Origin of the sequence: Streptomyces sp. NPDC102490, assembly GCF_044765285.1 — a bacterium.
In the GTDB taxonomy this organism is placed as follows: Bacteria; Actinomycetota; Actinomycetes; order Streptomycetales; family Streptomycetaceae; genus Streptomyces.
Map to the genome: position 1 here is coordinate 225,453 of NZ_JBIWJU010000003.1, position 19,997 is coordinate 245,449.

Sequence of the window (19,997 nt, forward strand, 5' to 3'; positions counted from 1 at the left end):
GCCGAAGCCGTCAGCCGAAGGTCTCGACGTACTCCTCCGACGGCCCGAGGCCGGGGCGGTCGCGCAGGGATACACGGTCGCCGAGGCGTTCGAGTTCCAGCACGGTCAGGGTGTTGTCGCCGGGGCGCAGGAACGGACCGGGCAGGTAGAGCGTGCTCTGGGGTCCGATCTCCCAATAGCGGCCCAGCAGGGCGTCGTTGACCCACAGGAACCCCTTGCCGAACCCGGGCAGGGCGACGAAGGTGTCCGCGGGCTCGGTCACGGACAGGACCGCGGTGGCGAACCCTGCCCGGCCGTCCGAGGGGGCCGCCGCCGCGGCGCGTGCCGTGTCCCGCGGGGTCCAGGCGTCGAGCGGCAGCGGACGCGTCGTCCAGCCGTGCACCAGCCGCCGCTCCACCCGGACACCGCCGAGGATGCCCTTGCCCTGGCCGAGCAGCGGGCCGTAGTTGATCCGTCCCTGGTTCTCCACCAGCAGGGCCAGCCGGACCCGCGCGCCGGTCCCGGAGACGGTGAAGGAGGCGCTCTCCCGGTCCAGTACGGCGACGGGTGTGTCGTCGACGAAGACCTGGGCGCGGTCGTGCAGGCCCGTGACGGTCACCTCGTGGTCCCCCGGGGGCAGCAGCGGCTCGGCCTCGTAGAGCACCAGCCCGGAGGCCAGGGACAGTTCCTCGAAGCTCAGCGGCAGCGGTGCGGCCACCGGCTCGGACACCGCGCGCAGCGCGTCGAGCAGGCCCGCGCGCCGGGTGACCGGCAGGTCGCGGGGCGCCAGCAGCGGGGGGTCGGCGGGCAGCGGGCGCCGGGCCGCGGCGCCGTCCAGCGCGGTCAGCCTCTCCCGCAGGGCGAAGAACTTCGGGGTCAGGGCGCCGTTCTCGGCGACGGGGGCGTCCGAGTCGTAGCTGGTGACGGTCGGCTGGATGCGTTCGCCGTCGTGGTTGGCGCCCGCCCACAGCCCGAAGTTGGTGCCTCCGTGCGCCATGTAGAGGCTCACGGAGCCGCCCTCGTCGAGGATGCCGCCGAGGTCCTCGGCGGCGCTCGCCGCAGACCGGACGTGGTGCTTCTCGCCCCAGTGGTCGAACCAGCCGTTCCAGAACTCGGCGCAGAAGAACGGCTCCCCGCTCCGGCGCCCGCGCAGCAGTGCCGCGGCCTCGGCGGGACGTGAGCCGAAGGTCGCCGCCGCCAGTTCGCCGGGCAGGGTTCCGCCGTCCTGCATCAGCGGGGTCGGTCCGTCCGCGGTGTAGAGCAGTTCGGTGATGCCCCGGGCGACGAGGGCGTCCCGGATGTGGCGGACGTAGGAGTGGTCGTCGCCGTAACTGCCGTACTCGTTCTCGATCTGCACCGCCACGACCGGTCCGCCCCGGCCGGCCTGGAGGTCCGCGACGCGGGGGATCAGCGCGTCGAACCAGCGGTCGACCGCGTCCAGGAAAGGGCCGTGGGACGTGCGCAGCCGCATGCCCGGGGTGCCGGTCAGCCAGGCGGGCAGACCGCCGTTGTCCCACTCGGCGCAGATGTACGGGCCCGGCCGCACGACGACGTCAAGGCCCTCGTCCCGGGCGAGCCGGGCGAAGCGGGCCAGGTCGCGCGGGCCGTCGAAGCGGATGTCGCCGGGGGTGCGTTCGTGGAAGTTCCACGGGACGTAGGTGTCGACCGTGTTCAGACCGAGGGCGGCCAGCCGTCGGAGCCGGTCGGCCCAGTGTCCGGGGTGGACCCGGAAGTAGTGCAGCGAGCCGGCCAGCACGCGGTGCGGGTGCCCGTTCCGCAGCAGGGTGCCGTCGGCGTAGGTGAGGGTGGATCGCTGCACGGTTCCTCCTTGACCGTCGATGGCTGTGACTATGGCAGACGATGTTATCGATGCCAATCCTTCTCCGGACGCGATCGGCAGGACGGCGTCCGTCCCCCTTCTCGATCGGGAACTTCCTTGTGGCACAAGGGCGTTGAGGCCGTTGCGGGGCTGAAGGGGAGTGGACATGACACAGGGGCTCGCGCGGGACCCGTGGCGGCTGCTGCTGATCGAGGACGACCGGGAACTGGTCCTCATGCTGTCCGAGGTGCTGCGGGACGAGGGCTACGCGGTCGATGTCGCGACCGACGGCCAACGGGGACTGCACCTCGGCCTCACCCGGCGGTACGACGTGTTCGTCGTCGACCGGCGGCTGCCGGTGCTGGACGGTCTCGATCTGCTGGGCCGGCTGCGGACCCGCGCGATCCGCACACCGGCACTGATGCTGACCGCGATGGGCACCGTGCACGACCGGGTCGACGGCCTGGACGCCGGCGCCGACGACTACCTGGTGAAACCCTTCGACCTGGACGAACTCGGGGCCAGGCTGCGGGCCCTGTGCCGGCGTTCGCTGGAGGGCAGTGACGTCCTGCGGATCGGTTCGGGGCGCCTGCACGTCGGCCCGCGCGAGGTCGAGTCGCCGGACGGCGAGCGGATCGCGCTCGCGGCGCGGGAGTTCGCCCTGCTGTGGGTGCTCGCCTCGCGTCCCGACGCCGTGCACACCCGGGCGGAGCTGCGCCGGCAGGTGTTCCAGGAGGCACCCGCCGCCTCCATCGTCGACACCTACGTCTACTACCTGCGCCGCAAACTCGGGCGGCAGGTGGTGCGCACGGTGCACGGACTGGGCTACCGCCTGGGCGCGTTGTGAGCGTGTCGGTGTCCGGGGAGCGGGCGGCCGTCCGCCGGGCCCGCCTGCGCATCGCCGTACTGACCGGCGCGATCATCACCCTGCTGGTCACCGTCGTCGGCGGCGTCGCCGACACCGTCATGACGCGGGCGCAGAGCGACCAGGTGTGGCGGGAGCTGCGCTACGGCGCGGCGCGCGGCGACCTGTCCAGTCCGCCGGTGTGCACCTGGCTGTTCGCGCGCGGCGCGACCGCGCTGGCCAACGCCCCGGCGGGCTTCCCCGTGGAGGCCGACATGCGGCGGGTCCGCCGGACCCACGAGGCGGTGGAGCGCACCGTGCGGCGCGACGACACCCGGTATCTGGTGCGCACCCAGGTCAGGGCGGACGGAAAGGTCGTGCAGGCGGTGTTCGACCTGCGGTTCCAGTTGGCCGACCGCCGGCACCTGTGGTTCGCGCTGGGCGTCGCCGAGGTGGTGGGCCTGCTGGCCGCGGCCGTCACGGGGGTGGTCCTCGGGCGGCTCGCCGTGTCCCCGCTGGCCGAGGCGCTCACCCGGCAGCGCCGGTTCGTCACGGACGCCAGTCACGAGCTGCGCACCCCGGTCACCCAGGTGTACACGCGGGCGCAGCTGCTGTCGCGGCAGGCGGCGGCGCAGGGCATGCCGGCGCCGCACCGCGAGGGGCTGACGCGACTGGTCGGCTCGGTCGGCCGGCTCGGTGAGGTGCTGGACGACCTGCTGTTGTCCGCGAGCCTCGCGGCGGGCCCGGCGCGGCCGGCCGACCATCGGCCGGTCGACCTGGTGGCACTGACCCGTGCGGTGGTCGCGGAGGAGGCGGACCGGGTGCGGGAGGGCCGGCTCACCGTCGTCGTGGACGGTGAGCCGCACCCCTTGTTCGTCGACGGTGTCGAGTCGGCGCTGCGCCGGGCCGTCGGGGAGCTGCTGTCCAACGCCGTCGGCCACACCCCGCCGGGCGGGCGGATCGAGGTCGCCCTGGCCCGGGTGCGCGGCACGGTCACGCTGACCGTCGCGAACACCGGGAAGGGCTTCGACCCCGCCGAGGCGGAACGGCTCTTCGAGCGGTTCCACCGGGGCGGGGCCGCCGGCCGGTACGGGCTGGGGCTCGCGCTGCTGCGGGAGGTCGTCACCCACCACGGTGGCACGGTCACCGCGACCGGACGCCCCGGGCACGGCGCCCGGTTCACCATCCGGCTGCCGCTGGGCGGTGTCCCGGCCGTCTCCGTCCCGCCGCCCCGGGGCCGGGTGCCCCGCCTCGTACCGCGTCGGGTCAAGGCCGGGCGTAACTGAGCAGCAGGCGGGCGGCGGTGCGGACGTCCGAGTCCAGCGGGCGGTCCGGGTCGACCGGGGGGATCGCGCCGGCGAGGGCGGCCAGGAGTTCCGCGCACCCGGGTGCGGTGGGGCGGCGGGCTCCGACGTGGGCGGCCTGGCGCAGGCCGAGGGCGAGCGAGCCGCACAGCAGGCCGAGCAACTCGGCCGTGTCGTGGGCGCGCAGGGCCGCCTGGGTGCCGAACGGGACGACGTCCTGGTTGTGCAGGTTCGTCGGCAGGCTCTGCATGCCGGCCGGGGTGGCGGCGCGGCGGATCTCCGCCACGAACGCGGTGCCGGCCAGCTGCACGCCTTGCAAGCCGTGCTGGACGCCGGGCTCGGTGGCGAGCATCGGCGGCAGTCCGCCGTTGCGGGCCGGGTCGACCAGGAGGTCGAGCTGGCGTTCGGCGAGGTTGCCGAGCTGGGCGGTGACGGAGGCGAGCAGGTCGGCGGCGAAGGCGGCGGGCTGCCCGAAGAAGTTCCCGCCGTGCACGACCTTCCCCTCCCCCACGTCGTCGGTGCCGGGGCCCGGCCCGGGCGCGGGGAAGAACAGCGGGTTGTCGCTGACTCCGGCGAGGTCGGCGGCGACGACACCGTCGACGTGGCGCAGCGCGTCCTCGGCGGCGCCGAGCAGCTGCGGGGCGCAGCGGATGCTGTACGGCTCCTGGAGCGGCCGGGTGCCCGAGGGCGTGCCGCCCGCCAGGGTCCGCCGCATCCGGCCGCCCACGTCGACGGCGCCGGGGTGGCCGTAGGCCCGCAGCAGGTCGGCGTCGAGGAAGCCGGTGTCGCAACCCAGGAGGTCGGTCAGCAGGCAGGTGAGCGCGGTGAGCGCGCGGTGGGCGGCGCGGACGGCGTCGAGGGCGAGCGCGGTGGCCGCCGTGGTGACGGAGGTGCCGTTGACCAGCGCGAGCGCGTCGCGTCCGTCGAGGGCGAGGGGGTGCAGCCCGGCGGCGGTCAGCGCCTCGCCGGCCGGCATCCGGTCGCCGTCCACGTAGGCATGGCCCCGGCCGCGCAGTGCCTGGGCGGCGTAGGCGAGCGGGATGAGGTCGCCGCTCGCGCCGACGGAGCCGTAGCGGGGGACGGCGGGGGCGAAGGTGGTGGCGAACATTGCCGCTAGCCGGTCGACCACCTCGGGCGACACCCCCGACAGGCCCTGGGCGAGGGAGCGGGTGCGCAGGAGCAGCGCGGCGCGGACGATCCCGGGCGGGAGGTCCGGTCCCTGGCCGGCGCCGAGGTGCGCCAGGGTGTTGTCGCACTGGTCGGCGTCGTCGGTGCGGCCGGCGTAGCCGACGAGGGCGCCGAAGCCGGTGTCGGCGCCGTAGATCCGGCGGTCGGCGCCGCGCGGTCCGCGGCGCAGCGCGTGGAAGAGACGGCGCCCGCGGGCGACGCGTGCGCGGGCCGCCTCGTCCACCGTGACGGTGAGGGGGAGCGCCGCGCGGCGCAGGGCGGCGGCGTTCAGGGGGCCGGTGAGCGTGACGGTGTCCGTGGGTGTGAGCACACCGGGGAACGTAGGCCCGGGATCTCAGAGGGCTCTGAAATCCCGTGGCTACCTTCCGTGCCATGAGCCATGACTACCTCATCATCGGAGCGGGCCCGGCCGGTCTGCAACTCGCCTCCTTCCTGGAGCGGGACGGCGCGGACTACGTCGTCCTGGAGCGCGGCGGCGTTCCGGGCGCCTTCTTCACGCGCTTCCCCCGGCACCGCTACCTGATCTCGAACAACAAGGTGCACACCGGCTACGACGACCCGGAGCTGCGGCTGCGGATGGACTGGAACTCGCTGCTGAGCGACGACCCGGAGCTGCTGTTCACCCGGTACAGCCCCCGCTACTTCCCGGCCGCCGACGACCTGGTGCGCTATCTGGCGGACTTCGCCGAGCGGACCGGGGTGCGGGTGCGGTACGACACCGAGGTCCGGCACGTCACCCGCGACGCCGAGGGGTTCACCGTCACCGATCAGGCCGGGACCGAGTGGCGGGCCAGGCACCTGGTGGTCGCCACCGGCCTGCACGTGCCGAACCTGCCGTCGGTCCCGGGCGTGGAACTGGCCGAGCGCTACGACACCATCGACACCGACCCGGCGGCCTACACCGATCAGCGGGTGCTGATCATCGGGCGGGGCAACTCGGCGTTCGAGACCGCCGAGAACCTGATGGAGAACGCGGCGGTCATCCACGTGGCCGGCTCGGGTTCGCTGCGCATGGCCTGGCGGACGCACTACGTGGGGCACCTGCGGGCGGTCTACAACAACTTCCTGGACAGCTACCAGCTCAAGTCGCAGAACGCCCTCCTGGACGGCCGGGTTCTCGACATCCGGCGCGACGCGGACGGCTACCGGGTCCAGTTCGCCTTCGAGCGCAACGAAGACGTGGTCAAGGACCTGCGCTACGACCGGGTGATCGTGGCGACCGGGTTCCGCTTCGACGCCTCGCTGTTCGACGGGACCTGTACGCCGGACCTGATGGTCGACGGCCGCTTCCCGGAGCTGACGCCGCTGAGCGAGTCGGTCAACGTGCCCGGCCTGTACTTCGCCGGGACGCTGATGCAGGGCCGGGACTTCCGCAAGGCCACGACCGGTTTCATCCACGGCTTCCGCTACATGGTCCGGGCCATGTACCGGGGCCTGCGCCAACGCCACCACCAGGAGCCGTGGCCCGCAACGCAGTTGGGGGACGCCACGGAGCGGGCCGTGGACGCCGTGATCGGCCGGGTCAACCGGTCCTCGGCCCTGTGGCAGCAGTTCGCCGTCCTCGGCGACCTGCTGACGCTCGCCCCGGACGGCACCATGCGCTACGCCGAGGAGGTCCCGGTCGCCCATGTGCCGGACGCCGTCGCCGCCGGGGACTTCGGGGACGTCGCGGCGCACGCCGTCATCACCCTGGAGTACGGCAAGGACCACGACCTCGTCGACCCCTTCGACGTGAGTGCGGGCCGCGGGTCCCAGTACGACGTCTCCGGCCTGGACGGCCGCTATCTCCACCCGGTCGTGCGCTGGTACCGGCAGGGCGCGTTCGTTGCCGAGCACCACCTCGCGTCGAACCTGGAGAACGAGTGGGACAGCGAGGAGTACCACCGCGCCCCGCTGCGCGCGTTCCTCGCCGCCCGACGCGACGCGGTGGCCCCGGTGGCGCCGTGACCCTCCGCGAACTGCACGACGCGGCGCGCGCGGCGCTCGATCCCGTCCACTACGACTACGTGGCGGGCGGCGCGGGCGAGGAGCGCGCGCTGGCGGCCAACGAGCGGGCCTTCGACCGGTACGCGCTGCTGCCCCGGGTGCTGAGCGGCGCCGCGCGGCGGGACACCGCCGTCGACCTGCCGGGCGCCCGGCGGGCGGCGCCGGTGGTGGTGGCGCCGACCGCGTTTCACCGGCTGTTGCACCAGGACGGCGAGCGGGCCACGGCGCGGGCCGCCGCGGCCGAGGGCGCCGTCCTGGTGACGGGTGTCGCCGCGACGACGGCGGTGCCGGCCGTCGTCGCGGCGGCCCGCGAGGCGGACCCGGACCCGGCGGTGTGGTTCCTGCTCTACCCGCACCCGCGCCGGGAGGTCACCGAAGCGCTGGTGCGGCGGGCCGAGGAGGCCGGCTGCTCGGCCCTGGTCGTCACCGCCGACTCGCCGCTGTTCGGCCGGCGCACCCGGGACCTGCGCAACGGGTTCGACGAGCTGCCGCCCGGCTTCGCCGCGGAGAACATGCGCGACCTGCCGGGCGCCCCGCCGGGCGCGCTCACCGACATCCCGATGCACCCGGCGGCGTCCTGGCGGGACGTCGCCGAGACGGTGGGCATGACCTCGCTGCCCGTGTGGGTCAAGGGGGTGCTCCATCCGGCGGACGCGCGGCTGGCCGCCGGGCACGGGGCGGCGGGCGTGATCGTGTCCAATCACGGAGGCCGCCAGTGCGACACCGCCGCGGCGTCCGTCGACTGCCTGCCCGCGGTGGTCGAGGCGGTCGCCGGTGCGGTGCCGGTGCTCCTGGACGGCGGGGTGCGCCGGGGCGGTGACGTGGCCGTCGCCCTCGCGCTGGGCGCGGCGGCCGTCGGCGTGGGACGCCCCGTGCTGTGGGGGCTGGCCGCCGAGGGCGAGGCGGGCGTCCGCGAGGTGCTGCGCACGCTGCTCGCCGAGTACGACCACACGCTCGCCCTGTGCGGCGGGCGCCGCAACACCGACCTGAGCGCCGACATGGTCGTCCGCGGGGACGCGGCGTGGTGAGCGGCGCCCGGCGGCCCGCCTCGTGGTGGCTGCCGCGCGCGGTGGTGGCGTTGCGCGTGCGCGTCTTCGAGAAGGTCAACGGCGACCGGGTGGTGACCCTGCCCAACGCCACGCACGGACCCGAGGTGTTCGAGCGGGTGTACGCCCATCCCGCGGCGAACGGCCGGAGCGCGGGCGCGGGCCTGTCCGACCTGTTCTGGTACTGGCTCGCGCCGGGTCCCGAGGTGCACCAGGAGCACCTGGAGCCCGGGGAGCGCTACGACGAGGTCGCGGCGACGACGCGGCGCATCCTCGCGGGCTCCTCCGCCGGTCTCGCCGAGGCGGCCGGGCGGGCCGTCGCGGACGTACTGGACACGGTCCCGCTCACCCGGGTCAGCCTGGTGCGGCTGCGGGACCTGCTGATGCCCGCGTGGGCCGCCTTCGCCTACGAGCTGGTTTTCCGCCGGCCGTGCCCGCCGCACGCCCGGGACCTGATCACCGCGCACGCCGACGACGTGATCACCGCCCTGAAGTGCACCGGGCTGCGCCACCCGCGCCGCCGGGCCCGGCTGACGGCGTACCTCGACGAGCGGATCGCCGCCGGAGAGGTGCCGCACCGGCTGCCGCCCTCCCTGACGCCGGCCGAGCAGGCGCTGTATCTGCAGGGAACGTTCTTCAACACGGCGGTCGTCCAGCTGTCCGAGGCGACCGCGCACGTCCTGCTCGCCCTGGCCCGCCACCCGCGCGTGCAGCGCCGCCTGACGGAACGCCCGGACGACGACCGGTACCTGACGCGGGTGATCGACGAGACGCTGCGCCTGTACCCGCTGTTCGGGATCGCCCACCGCATCACCACGGACGAGGTGCCGCTCGACGACTCGACGGTGCTGCCGGCCGGGTCCGTCGTGTGCTTCAGCTACCCCGACTACCAGGCCACGGGCCATGAACGGCCCGACGCGTTCGATCCGGACCGCTGGTCGGACCCGGCGGCCAGGAAGGCCCCGTACATCCCGTTCGGGATGGCGGCGAACCGTCCCTGCCCCGCGTGGCGCGTGTCCCCGATCGTCCTGGGCGTCGCGGTGCGCGAGGTGCTGCGCCGGTTCCGGCTCGACTCGACGGCCTCGCACACCCGCTCCAACCCGCACCGCGCGCCCTGTCTGCTGATCCCCCGCCCGCTGACCCCCGGCCGGCGGCGGCTGGCGGCCCTGCGCCGGTTCGTCCGGCTGCGCGACGGCGTGGAGGACGTCACCCGGGGGGTGCGGCAGCTGGTGCTCGGCACGTTCATGGTGCTGCACGCCCGCCGACTGCGCCTGGCTGCCCGGTACTTCGAGGAATCGCGCTCCGGACGCTGTCCGGTCGCCCACCACACGGAGAGCAAGGAGAGCAACGGATGAGCACCACGGAACTGGGCCCCGCCTTCTTCCTCGCGGTCGTCGTGATCCTCCTCGTCTGCCGGGCCGTCAGCCGACTGCTCCAGACAGTCGGGCAGCCACCCGTCGTCGGTGAGATGCTCGCGGGCGTGGTGCTGGGCCCGTCGGTCCTGGGCGCCCTGCTGCCCGGCGTCGAGTCGGCGCTCTTCCCCACCGAACTGCGGCCGGTGCTCTACGTGGTGGGGCAGATCGGGCTCGTGGCGTTCATGTTCCATGTCGGCTGGGACTTCCGCGCGGACCGGCTCCGGGGAGTCGCCCGGTCGGCCGGACTGGTGTCGGCGGCCGGGCTGGTGGTCCCGATGGTGCTCGGGGTGGCGCTCATCGCCGCCGTCGGCGAACGCACCGGCGCGCTCGCCCCGGACGTGTCGCTGACGGTGTCCGGTCTGTTCGTCGGCGTCGCGCTGGCGGTGACGGCGTTCCCGATGCTGGCCAGGATCATCGCCGAACGGAACCTGGCGAAGAGCCGGTTCGGCGCCCTGTCCCTGGGCGCCGGGGCGGTCGACGACGCCGCGGCCTGGGTCCTGCTCGCCGGGGTCTTCGGCATCGCGGGGGGCAGCGCCGGGAAGGTCTCCGTGGCCGTCGCCGGGGGCCTCGGCCTGATCGCGGTGATGGCCGTGGCCCTGCGGCTGCGCGACCGTACCGCGCTGCTCGCCGAGCGCACCGGACCCGACCAGCTCCTGCTCGCCCTCGTCGGCGTGCTGTTCCTGATCGCCTGGTACACCGACGTCATCGGGCTGTACGCGGTGTTCGGCGCGTTCACTCTCGGCGTCGTCTTCCCCCGCTCACCGCGGCTGGACCACACCGTCGGGACCCTCCAGCCGGTGGGCGCGGTCTTCGTGCCGCTGTTCTTCACCTACTCGGGGCTGAACACCGACTTCTCCCTGCTGGGTTCCGGACCGGTCCTGTTCTTCACCGCGGGGTGCGTGGTGGTCGCGGTCGTCGGCAAGTTCGGCGCCTGCTGGCTCGCGGCACGGGTGGCGGGCGAGCCCAACCCGGTCGCGCTGCGGGTGGGGGCGCTGATGAACGCGCGGGGCCTGATGCAGTTGGTCGCCCTCAACCTGGGACTCGCGGCGGGCATCGTGACCCAGGCGATGTTCAGCGCCCTGGTGGTGGTCGCCATCACGACGACCGTGATGGCGACGCCGCTGCTGGCCCTGCTGGACCGGCGGGACCGGGTGCGCGCCGGTCGGCCGCCGGAGGCCGTCGCCGTCGGCGGCCGGTGAGACACGGGCCGGCCTCGTCGGCGGGGGGGCCGGCCCGCCGGCTCAGGTACCCGTCGTCAACCGTCGCTTGTCCGGCTTCCCGGTCGCGGTGAGCGGCACCTCGTCGATGAGGGTGAGCCGGGTGGGCGCGCAGGCCCCGCCCAGTTGTTCGGTCACCAACGCGCGGAGGTCGTCGAGGGCGGGCACGCGATCGGCCGCGGGGACGACGAAGGCGTGCACGGCCTCTCCCGTGGCGTCGTCGGGCACCGCGACGACGTACGCCTCGGTCACGGCCGGGTGCCGGGCGAGCAGCCGCTCCACGGGACCGGTGTAGTACATGTTGGCGTCGACGATGACCACGTCCCGGGTCCGTCCCGAGAGCCACAGGCGGCCCTGGGCGTCGAGGCTCCCGAGGTCCCGCGTGCGGACCCAGCCGTCCACGAACACCTCTCCGCTGAGTGCGGGTTCACCCCAGTACCCGGCACCCTGCGACGGCGTGCGGACGAAGATCTCCCCCTCGGTGCCGGCCGGGACGGGGCGGCCGGAGGGGTCCCGGACCTCCAGGTCGACGGGCGGCACGCCGAGCGAGCCGGGCGGGTCGGTAGGGGTGGCCATGGAGATCATGCCGGTCTCGGTCTGCCCGTACCCGTGGAAGACGACCGGGCCGAGCACCCGCGCGGCCGCACGCGCCCGGCCCGGTTCCAGCGGCGAGCCGGAGACCATGAGCGCGCGCAGGGTACCGAGGTCGACGGGCGCGGCACGCAGGTCCGCCACGAGCCGGTTCAGCCGCCCGACCGTGATGACGCTCGCGGTCGCCCGGTGCCGCACGAGGGCCCCGGGGACGTCCGGCGGGTCGGCGGCGACCAGGACGCCCCCGGCGGCGAGTGCGAGCAGACCGTACTCCAGCATGACCTGGCTGGCCAGGGTGCCGAAGACCAGGAACCGGTCCAGCCGGCCGGCCAGCTCCCGGACCGCCGGCGGCCAGTCCCCCGGCCGCAGCGCCCAGGCCGCGGTCATCGCCGCGTACGTCTGGACGCACGCCTTGGGGACACCGGTGCTGCCGCTGGTGTGGATGAGCCGGGCGACGTCCTGCGGGCGGCCCGAGACACAGGGTCGCCGACCGTCGTCCGACGCCGCCAGCAGCTCGTCGAGCGGCAGGACGACGGTCGGCGGCCCCGCGTCCGCACCACCGGGCCGGTCCGTGACCGTGACCGTGACCCCGGCGTCGCACAGGAGGGCCGCACGCTGGTCGTCCGTCATGCCGGGCCGTACCCCGACGACGCGGGCTCCGACCGTGTACGCGGCGATGACGGCGGCGAACGCCTCGGGAGTGACGCCGAGCAGCAGGGCGACGGCACTGCCCGGCCCGAGGCCGCGCTGCCGCAGGGCGCTCGCCACCCGCCGAATCGTGCCGAGCAGGTGCCGTCCGCTCACCTCCCGGCCGTCGTGCTCGAAGACCGTGCGGTCGCCCGCCGCGTCGAGGAGGTCGAGGACTGCACCGGGGAACTGTTCCGTCATGGCGCTCCTTCACGAGGCCGGTTGCGGCACGGGGGCGAGGGCGTCGACCGGTTGATCGCACGTCCGGGCCGGACGCTAACGGCGCGGTATCAGAAGCCTCTGAGACGGGGGCCCGGTCCGGACCCGGCCCGGGCCGGCGCACACTCCTTCCGGTGCGTGCGCCGGCCGGTCGTGCTCAGCAGGCGCCGAGGTCCTCCCAGACGCCCCACTCGCCGGTGGTGCCGGGCTCCTCACCCGTCACCCACCACTTGGCACGCCAGGTGTGGCCGTCGTGGGAGACGGTCTCGCCGCCGTTGTAGACGCTCCCGGCGTTCCAGGCTCCCGCGGCGCAGTCGCCCGGCTGGTCGCCACCGCCGTCACCGCCACCGTCGTCACCGCCGCCGATGTTGACGTCGATGCAGGCGTAGAAGGCGTTGGCGGTGTCCGCGATGTTCCAGACCGCGAGCACCTTCTGCCGCCCGCTGAACCCGCCGAAGTCCAGCTGGTGGCTGACCGAGGCGGGCGGCAGGGCGCCGTGCCCGTCGAACTGGGCGATCTTCCGGTCGCCGATGAAGTACTGCCAGTTGCTGGTGGCGTGCCGTGCCTCGATGGTCCAGGTGAAGGTGTGCGTGGTGCCGATCGGCGTGACCCGCCAGCCCTTGCCGTCGTCGTCCAGGTCGGCCCACCGGGCGTCCCCGCCACTGCAATCGCGCAGCCCCTTCGGGCCCTCGACGCTCGCCGGTTCCCACTTGATCTGGCCGCACTGCACCACGCGGTGGGCGCACTGGTCCTGCCGGCTCCCCGGCGAGACCACCCAGCCGTGGGCGCTCGCCGTAGGCGCCGGCAGGCTCAGGGCCACCACGGGAGCGACCAGCGCTCCCACGGCGGCGGCCGTCCTTCTTTTCATGCGCATGACATCACTGTTCCCTTCGGTCCGCGTCGCATCAGCCTGCCCCGGCTTACGACGGTGCCGATGAGGCCACCCCGCCCGCAGGTCTAGACCTGCACGCGTAGGTCTAGACGTTAGCGAAGGAGTGGGGGCCGTCAAGGGGGTCGGCGCCGCGCCAACGACCAAGGCCGGGGCGGCCCTTGTGCCGGGCGGTCCCGTGTAGTGGGCTGTCCGCCATGAAGAAGAGAAGCATGGCGGCCCTGACCGCGATCCTGGTCGTGGCCTCCCTCGTCGCGGCGGCGCCCGGTCAACGGGCCGCGGCCGCCGGCCCCGGACCCGGCGACGCGGCGCGATCCGCCGCGTCGACGCTGGTCGGCGGAGTCGACCTCGACACGGTGACCATCCCCGAACTGCAAGCCCGCATGCACCGCGGGTCGCTGTCCTCGCTCCAGCTGACCCGCGCCTACCTGCGGCGGATCAAGGCCGTCGACCCGAGGATCAACTCGGTGCTGCGCACCAGCCCGACGGCCCTGCGCCAGGCGGCCGCCAGCGACCTCAGGCACCGCCTCGGCAGGACCCGGGGCCCGTTGGACGGCATCCCCGTCCTGCTCAAGGACAATGTGAACACCCGCGACATGCCAACCACCGCCGGGTCGCTGGCCCTCGCCGGCAGCCCACCGGACACGGACGCCGACCTGGTCGGGAAGCTGCGGGCGGCCGGCGCGGTGATCCTCGGCAAGACCAACCTCTCCGAGTGGGCCAACTTCCGCGCCGCGAAGCCTACGTCGGGGTGGTCGGCGGTGAGCGGGCAGACCAACAACCCGTACGTCCTGGACCGCAATCCCTGCGGTTCGTCCTCCGGTTCGGCCGCGGCACTCGCCGCGTCGCTGGCCCAGGTGGCGATCGGGACCGAGACGGACGGCTCCATCGTGTGCCCCGCCGGGATGAACGGCGTGGTCGGCCTCAAGCCCAGCCTCGGAGTGGTCAGCCAGTCGGGCGTCGTACCGATCTCCGCCGAGCAGGACACCGCGGGTCCCATGGCCCGCAACGTGATCGACGCCGCGCTCACCCTCTCCGTGCTCGGCGGCCGTGACACCGTGCGCGCCGACGGCGCCCCGAGCCTCACGGACGCGGTCGGCCGTCCCGGCACCCTGCGCGGCAAACGCATCGGCCTGTGGCGGCTGCCGTCCCTCGGCGCCGAGGTCGACGCCCTGATGACCCGTACCGCGCAGCGGCTGACCGCCGCGGGGGCCGAGGTCGTCGAGGTGACCATGCCGTATCAGGAACGGCTGGCCGCACTCGAGTTCCCGGCGCTGCTGAGCGAGTTCCACCGGGACATCGACGCCTACCTCCCCACCCGCGGCGGGCCGCAGGACCTGGCCGGGCTGATCGAGTTCAACCGCACGCACCCGCGGGAGCGGTCCTGCTTCGCCGGCCAGGAGCTGTTCGAACAGGCGCTGGCCGCACCGCCCACCACCGACCCGGAGTACCGGGCGATGCGGGCGGAGTTGACCGACCTGTCCCGGCGGTCCATAGACGAGGTCATGGCCGCGCACGACCTGGACGCCATCGCCTCCCCGACGAACCCGCCCGCCTGGACCACCGACTGCGCCCGCGGCGACAACGACGTGATCCCGTCCTCGACCCCCGCCGCCGTCGCCGGGTACCCCTCGCTGTCCGTGCCCGCCGGCTTCGTCGGCGAGCTGCCGGTGGGGCTGCTCCTCATGGCCGGCCACCGCCAGGACGCCGAACTGCTGTCCCTGGGGGCGGCGGTGGAGCATCGGCTGGACGCCTGGCGGGCGCCCCGGTATCTGCCCTCGACTCCGTCCGGTACCGCACGCTGAGCCGACCGGCGGGCGCCAAGTCGTCGAGCAGCGCCTCGACGCGGTAGCTCGCCGGTATGCAGCTGACCTTCTCCTCGCCCGCGAGCAGTGATCTCCGGCTGCACCCTGCGTAGTCCCCCGTGCGTTCGTGTCCGCTCCGACCACTGCAACGTATCGAGACAAACGGCATGAATGCCACCGACACGCACCTTTCATCATTACCCCTATTTAAGGCGGGCTTTGCGGAAGGCATGACGGCGGGCGACCGTGGCGGCGGCCCTGCGGTGCGTGTTCCGGCGCACGCTGCGACCCGCGCTGCGGCCCGCGCTTCGCCTCACGTCTCGGCGACTTCGCCGTACAGCTGGGAGAGTTCGGGGACTCCGTCCTCCGCCCACGCGTGGCCGTTGGCCACCACGTCGAACTCCCGGCCGGAGGCGAGCCGGACGACCGGCTGCCCGTCGGAGCGGATGGCCCAGACGGCGCCGGGCACGGTGCGCACGATCACGGTGCCGAGGTACAGACCGGCGTCGTTGCCGAGCCAGCTGAGGATCTCCTCGTCGCTGCGCCAGCGTGGCAGCACCTGGTCCAACTGCTCCAGGGAGAGCGCGGAGTCGTCGAGCCTGACCCCCTCCCGCAGCGCCTGCGAGCGCAGCAGGTCACAGTCGGCGAGCAGGTCGCCGATGCCCTCCGCGTCGTGCGCCCGGGGATCTTGGCGCCGCTTGCCCAGGAAGGGGAAGTTCATACCTCCACACTGTCATTCGTACCGCCATGTGCACCACAGGGCACGCGGAACGTGTGCGTGTGCGACATGCGGGCGGGACGTGGGTGTACGGGTGGGGCGTGCGCGCGGCTACAGGTCCAGGTCCACGACGACCGGCGCATGGTCCGAGGCGCCCTTGCCCTTGCGCTCCTCGCGGTCGACGTAGGAGTCGGTGACCGTCTTGGCGAAGGGCTCGTTGCCGTACACCAGGTCGATGCGCATGCCGCGGTTCTTGGGGAAGCAGAGCTGGCGGTAGTCCCAGTACGTGAAGGGGTGGTCGTACTTGAGCGGGCGCGGGACCACGTCGGACAGGCCGGCGCCGCGCAGGGAGGCGAGGGCGGCACGCTCGCCGGGGGTGACGTGGGTGGCGCCCTCGAAGGCCGCACGGTCGTAGACGTCGTCGTCGGTCGGCGCGACGTTGTAGTCACCCAGCACGGCGAAGGGGCGGCTGCCGGAGGCGTCGCCCTCGACGGCGGCGCGCAGGGCCTCGAACCACTGGAGCTTGTAGGCGTAGTGGGGGTGGTCCACCTCGCGCCCGTTCGGCACGTACACGGACCAGACGCGGACCGGGCCGCAGGTGGCGGAGATCGCGCGGGGCTCCTGGACGCCCTCGTAGCCCGGGTCGCCGGGCAGGCCCTTGACCACGTCGTCGAGGCCGACGCGGGAGAGCACCGCCACCCCGTTCCACCGGCCGGTGGCGTGGACCGCGGCCTCGTAGCCCGCCTCGCGCAGCGCGTCGAAGGGGAACTGCGCCTCGGCGACCTTGGCCTCCTGGAGGCACAGCACGTCGGTGCCGCTGCTCTCCAGCCAGGCGAGCAGCCTCGGCAGGCGGGCGGTGATCGAATTCACGTTCCAGGTCGCGATGCGCATGTCCCACAACCTACCGGGCGGGACTGACAACGGGTCCCGCCCGGGGTCCGGCCCCAGGTCTCACACCCGGGTCCCACACCCGTGTCTCACACCCGGGCCGAGTCGCCCGGCGTCAGTCGCAGGTGCTCGGAGCCGCCCAGCTCGCCGATCTGACGGTCGTAGATCGGGCGGGCGAGATCCGTGAGGAGCGCGTCGTGGATGTCGTAGGCCCGCTGGGGCCTGACCTCGCGCACGTAGTCGATCACCTCGGCGATCTTGTTCCAGGGAGCCATGACCGGCAGCATCAGCGTCTCGACCGGACGGTCGGGGACGGTGAGGGCGTCACCGGGGTGGAAGACCTTGCCGCCGTCCACGAGGAAGCCGACGTTGGTGACGCGCGGGATGTCCGGGTGGATCACCGCGTGCAGCTCCCCGTGGACCTGGACGTCGAAACCGGCGGCGGTGAAGGTGTCGCCGTGGCCGACGGTGTGGACGCGGCCCGGGAACGCCGCCGAGATCTTCTCCGCGACCGACTTCAGCGTCCAGATCGCGGCGGCCGGGTTGTCCTCCATGGCGGCGCGCAGCCGCAGCTCGTCGAAGTGGTCCGGGTGCTCGTGGGTGACGAGGATCGCGTCCGCACCCAGGGCGGCGTCCTCCTCGCTGAACCCGCCGGGGTCCAGGACGAGCGTCTGCCCGTCCTTCTCGAGGCGGACACAGGCGTGCGACTTCTTGGTGAGCTTCATGACTCCATCCTGCCGCCGCGCGCCCGCTCCCCGCCCCAGGGGCTCACTCCGGTGGTGTCGTCTCCTCGCGGATGACCTGCTGGGCCACCCGGAACGCGCCGTTCGCGGCCGGCACGCCGCAGTAGACGGCCGCCTGGAGCAGCACTTCCTTGATCTCGCCGGGGGTGAGGCCGTTGCGCAGGGCGGCCCGGAGGTGGGGTGCCAGCTCGTCCAGGTGGCCGCCAGCGACGAGGGCGGTGAGGGTGACACAGCTGCGCGAGCGCCGGTCGAGACCGGGACGGTTCCAGACCTCTCCCCAGGCGTACCGGGTGAGGAGCTCCTGGAAGTCCCCCGAGAACTCGTCCGCCTGTGCGAGCGCCTGGTCGACGTGCCCGTCACCGAGGACCTCGCGGCGCACCTTGAGCCCCGCGTCGTACGGATCGGGCCGCCCCTGTGCCTGCGGCGGCACGACGGGGGCCGGGGCGATCTCGGCGATGGGCGCGGTCTGCGGCGGGGCCGGCACCGGCTGGACGGGCGCGGCGGCGGGCCCGGCGACCGGGGCCAGGTGTGCGGCGGGGTGGACCGGGACGGGGATCTGGCCGGTGGAGGTGGCGTCGTGGGCGACCTGCCAGGCGGTGGTGAAGTGCCGCACCAGCAGGTCGGTGACCGCCGCGGGCTGTTCGACCGGGACCAGGTGGGAGGCGCCGGGGACGACCGCGAGGCGGGCGTCGGGGATGCCGGCGACCAGGGTGCGGGCCTCGGCGGGGCCGGTGACCTGGTCGTCGGAGCCGACGAGGACCAGGGTGGGGACGCCGACCCGGCCGAGTTCGCCGCGCACGTCGAAGGCGGCGAGGGCCTCGCAGGCGGAGATGTAGCAGCCGGGGTCGGTGGTCCGCACCATCTGCACGGCCCACTCGGTGATCGCGGGCTGGGCGGCCGCGTACCCGCCGGTGAACCAGCGCTCCGGGGAGCTGCGGGCGATGGGGTCGAGCCCGTTGGTGCGCACGATCACGCCGCGCTGGCGGAACTCGTCGGCCGTGCCGAACCGGGGCGAGGCGGCGATCAGCGCGAGGGAGGCGAGACGCTCGGGGTGGCGCAGCGCCAGCTCGATGCCGATGGCACCGCCGAAGGCACACCCGGCGTACCCGAAGCGCTGCACGCCGAGCCCGTCGAGGGTGGCCAGCAGACGCGTGGTGAGTTCGGCGACGGACCCTGCCGGGTGGGCCGGGGCACCGCCGTGTCCGGGCAGGTCGAACCGGAAGACCCGCCACTGCTGAGCCAGCTCGGGCACCTGCCGGTCCCACATGTGCCAGGTGGTACCGAGGGACGGTCCCAAGATCAGCACGGGGAGGTGTTCTGGCCCGTCAAAGCGGTATTGCAGTGTTTCGATCTTGGCTTCGGTCACGGGTTCACACCTTCATCTGTCACGATCTGTCACACGCCCCCTGCGAGACCTCCCCACGCCTCCGCCGCTGGAAGCAGGTCCGCCACGTCCGGCTTCACGTACCACTTCTTCGTCGTCTTCACGTTGGTGTGCCCGGCCCACATGGCAAGCAGGTGATCCGGCACCCCGTTGTTGGCCAGGTACGTGAGGCAAGACGCCCGAGCATCGTACAGACGGACCCTGCGGAGGCCGTTTGCATCCATTATTTTGTAGGCCCGCGTTCGGAGCTGCCGACCGTTCAGCGCGCCCCCAAGTTCATCCACGAGCACATACCCGCCACCCCCGTACCCCTCGCCCGCCGCCAGGTGTTCCACTGCCTGCATGGCGCGGAACGTCTTCAGCGCCTCCCGTACGAGGCTCGGGAGCGGCAACGCACGCTCCCCCGCCATGCTCTTCGTGTCCTTCTCCACCACCGTGCGGTTGCCCATCATGGTCCGGGTGTTGGCGATGCTGAGCGTGGCCGCGTCCAGGTCGATGTCCGACCACCGCAGGCCGCAGACCTCCGCCGGACGGAGCCCCATCAGGGACAGCAGCAGCGGCGCAAACAGGCGGTCACTCTTCATCGCAGCGACGAAGGCACCCACCTCCGAGGCGTTCCATGGCTGGACAACCTCCTTGGTCTTCCGCTCCGCCTTCCGGGCCTTCAGCGGAATGTGCACCTCGCTGGCTACGTTGACGGTCACCAGACCGCGTGTGACAGCGCGGTTCAGGGCGTCCTTCAGTCTGGCCAGGCTCATGTCAACCGTGGTGACCCCGAGACCCGTTCCCGCCTTCCCGCCCCGCGCACGGCCTCCCTGGAGAGCCCACCGCATCCACGCCATCACATGGTCCTCCGTGAGTTCCTGCAGCCGGACGTTCCCGAGCTTCCCGCGTACACGATCCAGCGTCACCCGGTAGTTGTAGACCGTGGTCGGCTCCAGGTCTTCGGCCTTCATCACGAGCCACTGATCCAGCCACTCGTTCACGGTGATCTTGTTGGGCGGGACGAACGTCCCTTCGTGCCGCTTGCTGGTGATGCGGGCGTACTCCGCCTTCGCTTCCCTCAGCGTGTTGAAGGTACGCCGGAGCTGCTTCCGCTTCCCCGTCTCCGGATCCGTGCCGGCGTCCACCACGAAGCGGTAGCGCACCTGTCCCTTTGCGTTTGGGGGCAGCTTCTTGATCGGTTCAGGCATCTCAACTTCCTTTCCTGGTGCGGTCGGCCAGCTCGCGATCTCCCCTAAGGGCTGTCCCGCAACGACCTGGAAGCCCATGCCG

General features: G+C 73.3%; 16 protein-coding genes. 7 read left to right on the forward strand and 9 right to left on the reverse strand.

The features are described 5' to 3' along the window. Positions 1-10: 10 nt before the first annotated feature. Positions 11-1,798 (reverse strand): beta-galactosidase, encoded by a 1,788-nt coding sequence (locus tag ACIRGB_RS07650; protein ID WP_403859757.1) that lies wholly within the window; start codon positions 1,796-1,798, stop codon positions 11-13. A 166-nt stretch (positions 1,799-1,964) separates the two neighbouring features. On the opposite strand from ACIRGB_RS07650, the gene ACIRGB_RS07655 reads away from it, so the two are divergent. Both ACIRGB_RS07655 and ACIRGB_RS07660 read left to right on the forward strand, forming a co-directional pair. After that, positions 1,965-2,645 carry a response regulator transcription factor gene (locus tag ACIRGB_RS07655; RefSeq protein ID WP_403859760.1) on the forward strand — a complete coding sequence of 227 codons (681 nt, stop codon included), beginning with the start codon at positions 1,965-1,967 and terminating at the stop codon, positions 2,643-2,645. A 2-nt stretch (positions 2,646-2,647) separates the two neighbouring features. Further along, positions 2,648-3,928, forward strand: coding sequence for a sensor histidine kinase (locus ACIRGB_RS07660; RefSeq protein ID WP_403859763.1), 1,281 nt, complete (start codon positions 2,648-2,650; stop codon positions 3,926-3,928). Here ACIRGB_RS07660 and ACIRGB_RS07665 read toward each other — a convergent pair. After that, on the reverse strand, positions 3,909-5,444 hold the full coding sequence (locus ACIRGB_RS07665) for an aromatic amino acid ammonia-lyase (protein WP_403859766.1): 1,536 nt from the start codon (positions 5,442-5,444) through the stop codon (positions 3,909-3,911). The genes ACIRGB_RS07660 and ACIRGB_RS07665 overlap by 20 nt on opposite strands. A gap of 62 nt (positions 5,445-5,506) precedes the next feature. Here ACIRGB_RS07665 and ACIRGB_RS07670 point away from each other — a divergent pair, with 62 nt between their 5' ends. From ACIRGB_RS07670 to ACIRGB_RS07685, 4 genes are read left to right on the forward strand one after another with little or no spacing between them, the layout of a single operon-like run. After that, positions 5,507-7,081, forward strand: coding sequence for an FAD-dependent oxidoreductase (locus tag ACIRGB_RS07670; protein ID WP_403859769.1), 1,575 nt, complete (start codon positions 5,507-5,509; stop codon positions 7,079-7,081). After that, a complete protein-coding gene (locus tag ACIRGB_RS07675; RefSeq protein ID WP_403859772.1) occupies positions 7,078-8,148 on the forward strand; it encodes an alpha-hydroxy acid oxidase in 1,071 nt (356 codons plus the stop codon). The genes ACIRGB_RS07670 and ACIRGB_RS07675 overlap by 4 nt, the downstream gene beginning before the upstream one ends. After that, the gene (locus ACIRGB_RS07680) at positions 8,145-9,521 is read left to right on the forward strand and encodes a cytochrome P450 (protein ID WP_403859775.1); all 1,377 of its coding nucleotides are present in this window, start codon (positions 8,145-8,147) and stop codon (positions 9,519-9,521) included. Before ACIRGB_RS07675 ends, ACIRGB_RS07680 begins: the two co-directional genes overlap by 4 nt. After that, complete coding sequence (locus tag ACIRGB_RS07685) at positions 9,518-10,780, forward strand: cation:proton antiporter (protein ID WP_403859777.1); 1,263 nt, start codon at positions 9,518-9,520, stop codon at positions 10,778-10,780. The genes ACIRGB_RS07680 and ACIRGB_RS07685 overlap by 4 nt, the downstream gene beginning before the upstream one ends. A 42-nt stretch (positions 10,781-10,822) precedes the next feature. On the opposite strand, the gene ACIRGB_RS07690 is transcribed toward ACIRGB_RS07685, so the two are convergent. Continuing rightward, positions 10,823-12,277, reverse strand: coding sequence for a class I adenylate-forming enzyme family protein (locus ACIRGB_RS07690; protein ID WP_403859780.1), 1,455 nt, complete (start codon positions 12,275-12,277; stop codon positions 10,823-10,825). A 175-nt stretch (positions 12,278-12,452) separates the two neighbouring features. Beyond that, on the reverse strand, positions 12,453-13,169 hold the full coding sequence (locus ACIRGB_RS07695) for a lytic polysaccharide monooxygenase (RefSeq protein WP_403859782.1): 717 nt from the start codon (positions 13,167-13,169) through the stop codon (positions 12,453-12,455). Positions 13,170-13,381: 212 nt separating this feature from the next. On the opposite strand from ACIRGB_RS07695, the gene ACIRGB_RS07700 reads away from it, so the two are divergent. After that, on the forward strand, positions 13,382-14,989 hold the full coding sequence (locus ACIRGB_RS07700; RefSeq protein WP_403859784.1) for an amidase family protein: 1,608 nt from the start codon (positions 13,382-13,384) through the stop codon (positions 14,987-14,989). A 313-nt stretch (positions 14,990-15,302) separates the two neighbouring features. Here the strand turns inward: ACIRGB_RS07700 and ACIRGB_RS07705 are convergent, their stop codons facing one another. From ACIRGB_RS07705 to ACIRGB_RS07725, 5 genes are all read right to left on the reverse strand, one after another. Further along, complete coding sequence (locus tag ACIRGB_RS07705; RefSeq protein WP_403859787.1) at positions 15,303-15,710, reverse strand: DUF6278 family protein; 408 nt, start codon at positions 15,708-15,710, stop codon at positions 15,303-15,305. A gap of 108 nt (positions 15,711-15,818) precedes the next feature. After that, the gene (locus ACIRGB_RS07710; protein ID WP_403859790.1) at positions 15,819-16,598 is read right to left on the reverse strand and encodes an exodeoxyribonuclease III; all 780 of its coding nucleotides are present in this window, start codon (positions 16,596-16,598) and stop codon (positions 15,819-15,821) included. A gap of 86 nt (positions 16,599-16,684) precedes the next feature. Then, the gene (locus tag ACIRGB_RS07715) at positions 16,685-17,320 is read right to left on the reverse strand and encodes an MBL fold metallo-hydrolase (RefSeq protein ID WP_403859793.1); all 636 of its coding nucleotides are present in this window, start codon (positions 17,318-17,320) and stop codon (positions 16,685-16,687) included. A 43-nt stretch (positions 17,321-17,363) separates the two neighbouring features. After that, positions 17,364-18,704, reverse strand: coding sequence for an alpha/beta fold hydrolase (locus ACIRGB_RS07720; protein ID WP_403859796.1), 1,341 nt, complete (start codon positions 18,702-18,704; stop codon positions 17,364-17,366). A 29-nt stretch (positions 18,705-18,733) separates the two neighbouring features. Beyond that, the gene (locus tag ACIRGB_RS07725) at positions 18,734-19,915 is read right to left on the reverse strand and encodes a tyrosine-type recombinase/integrase (RefSeq protein ID WP_403859799.1); all 1,182 of its coding nucleotides are present in this window, start codon (positions 19,913-19,915) and stop codon (positions 18,734-18,736) included. Positions 19,916-19,997: the final 82 nt, after the last annotated feature.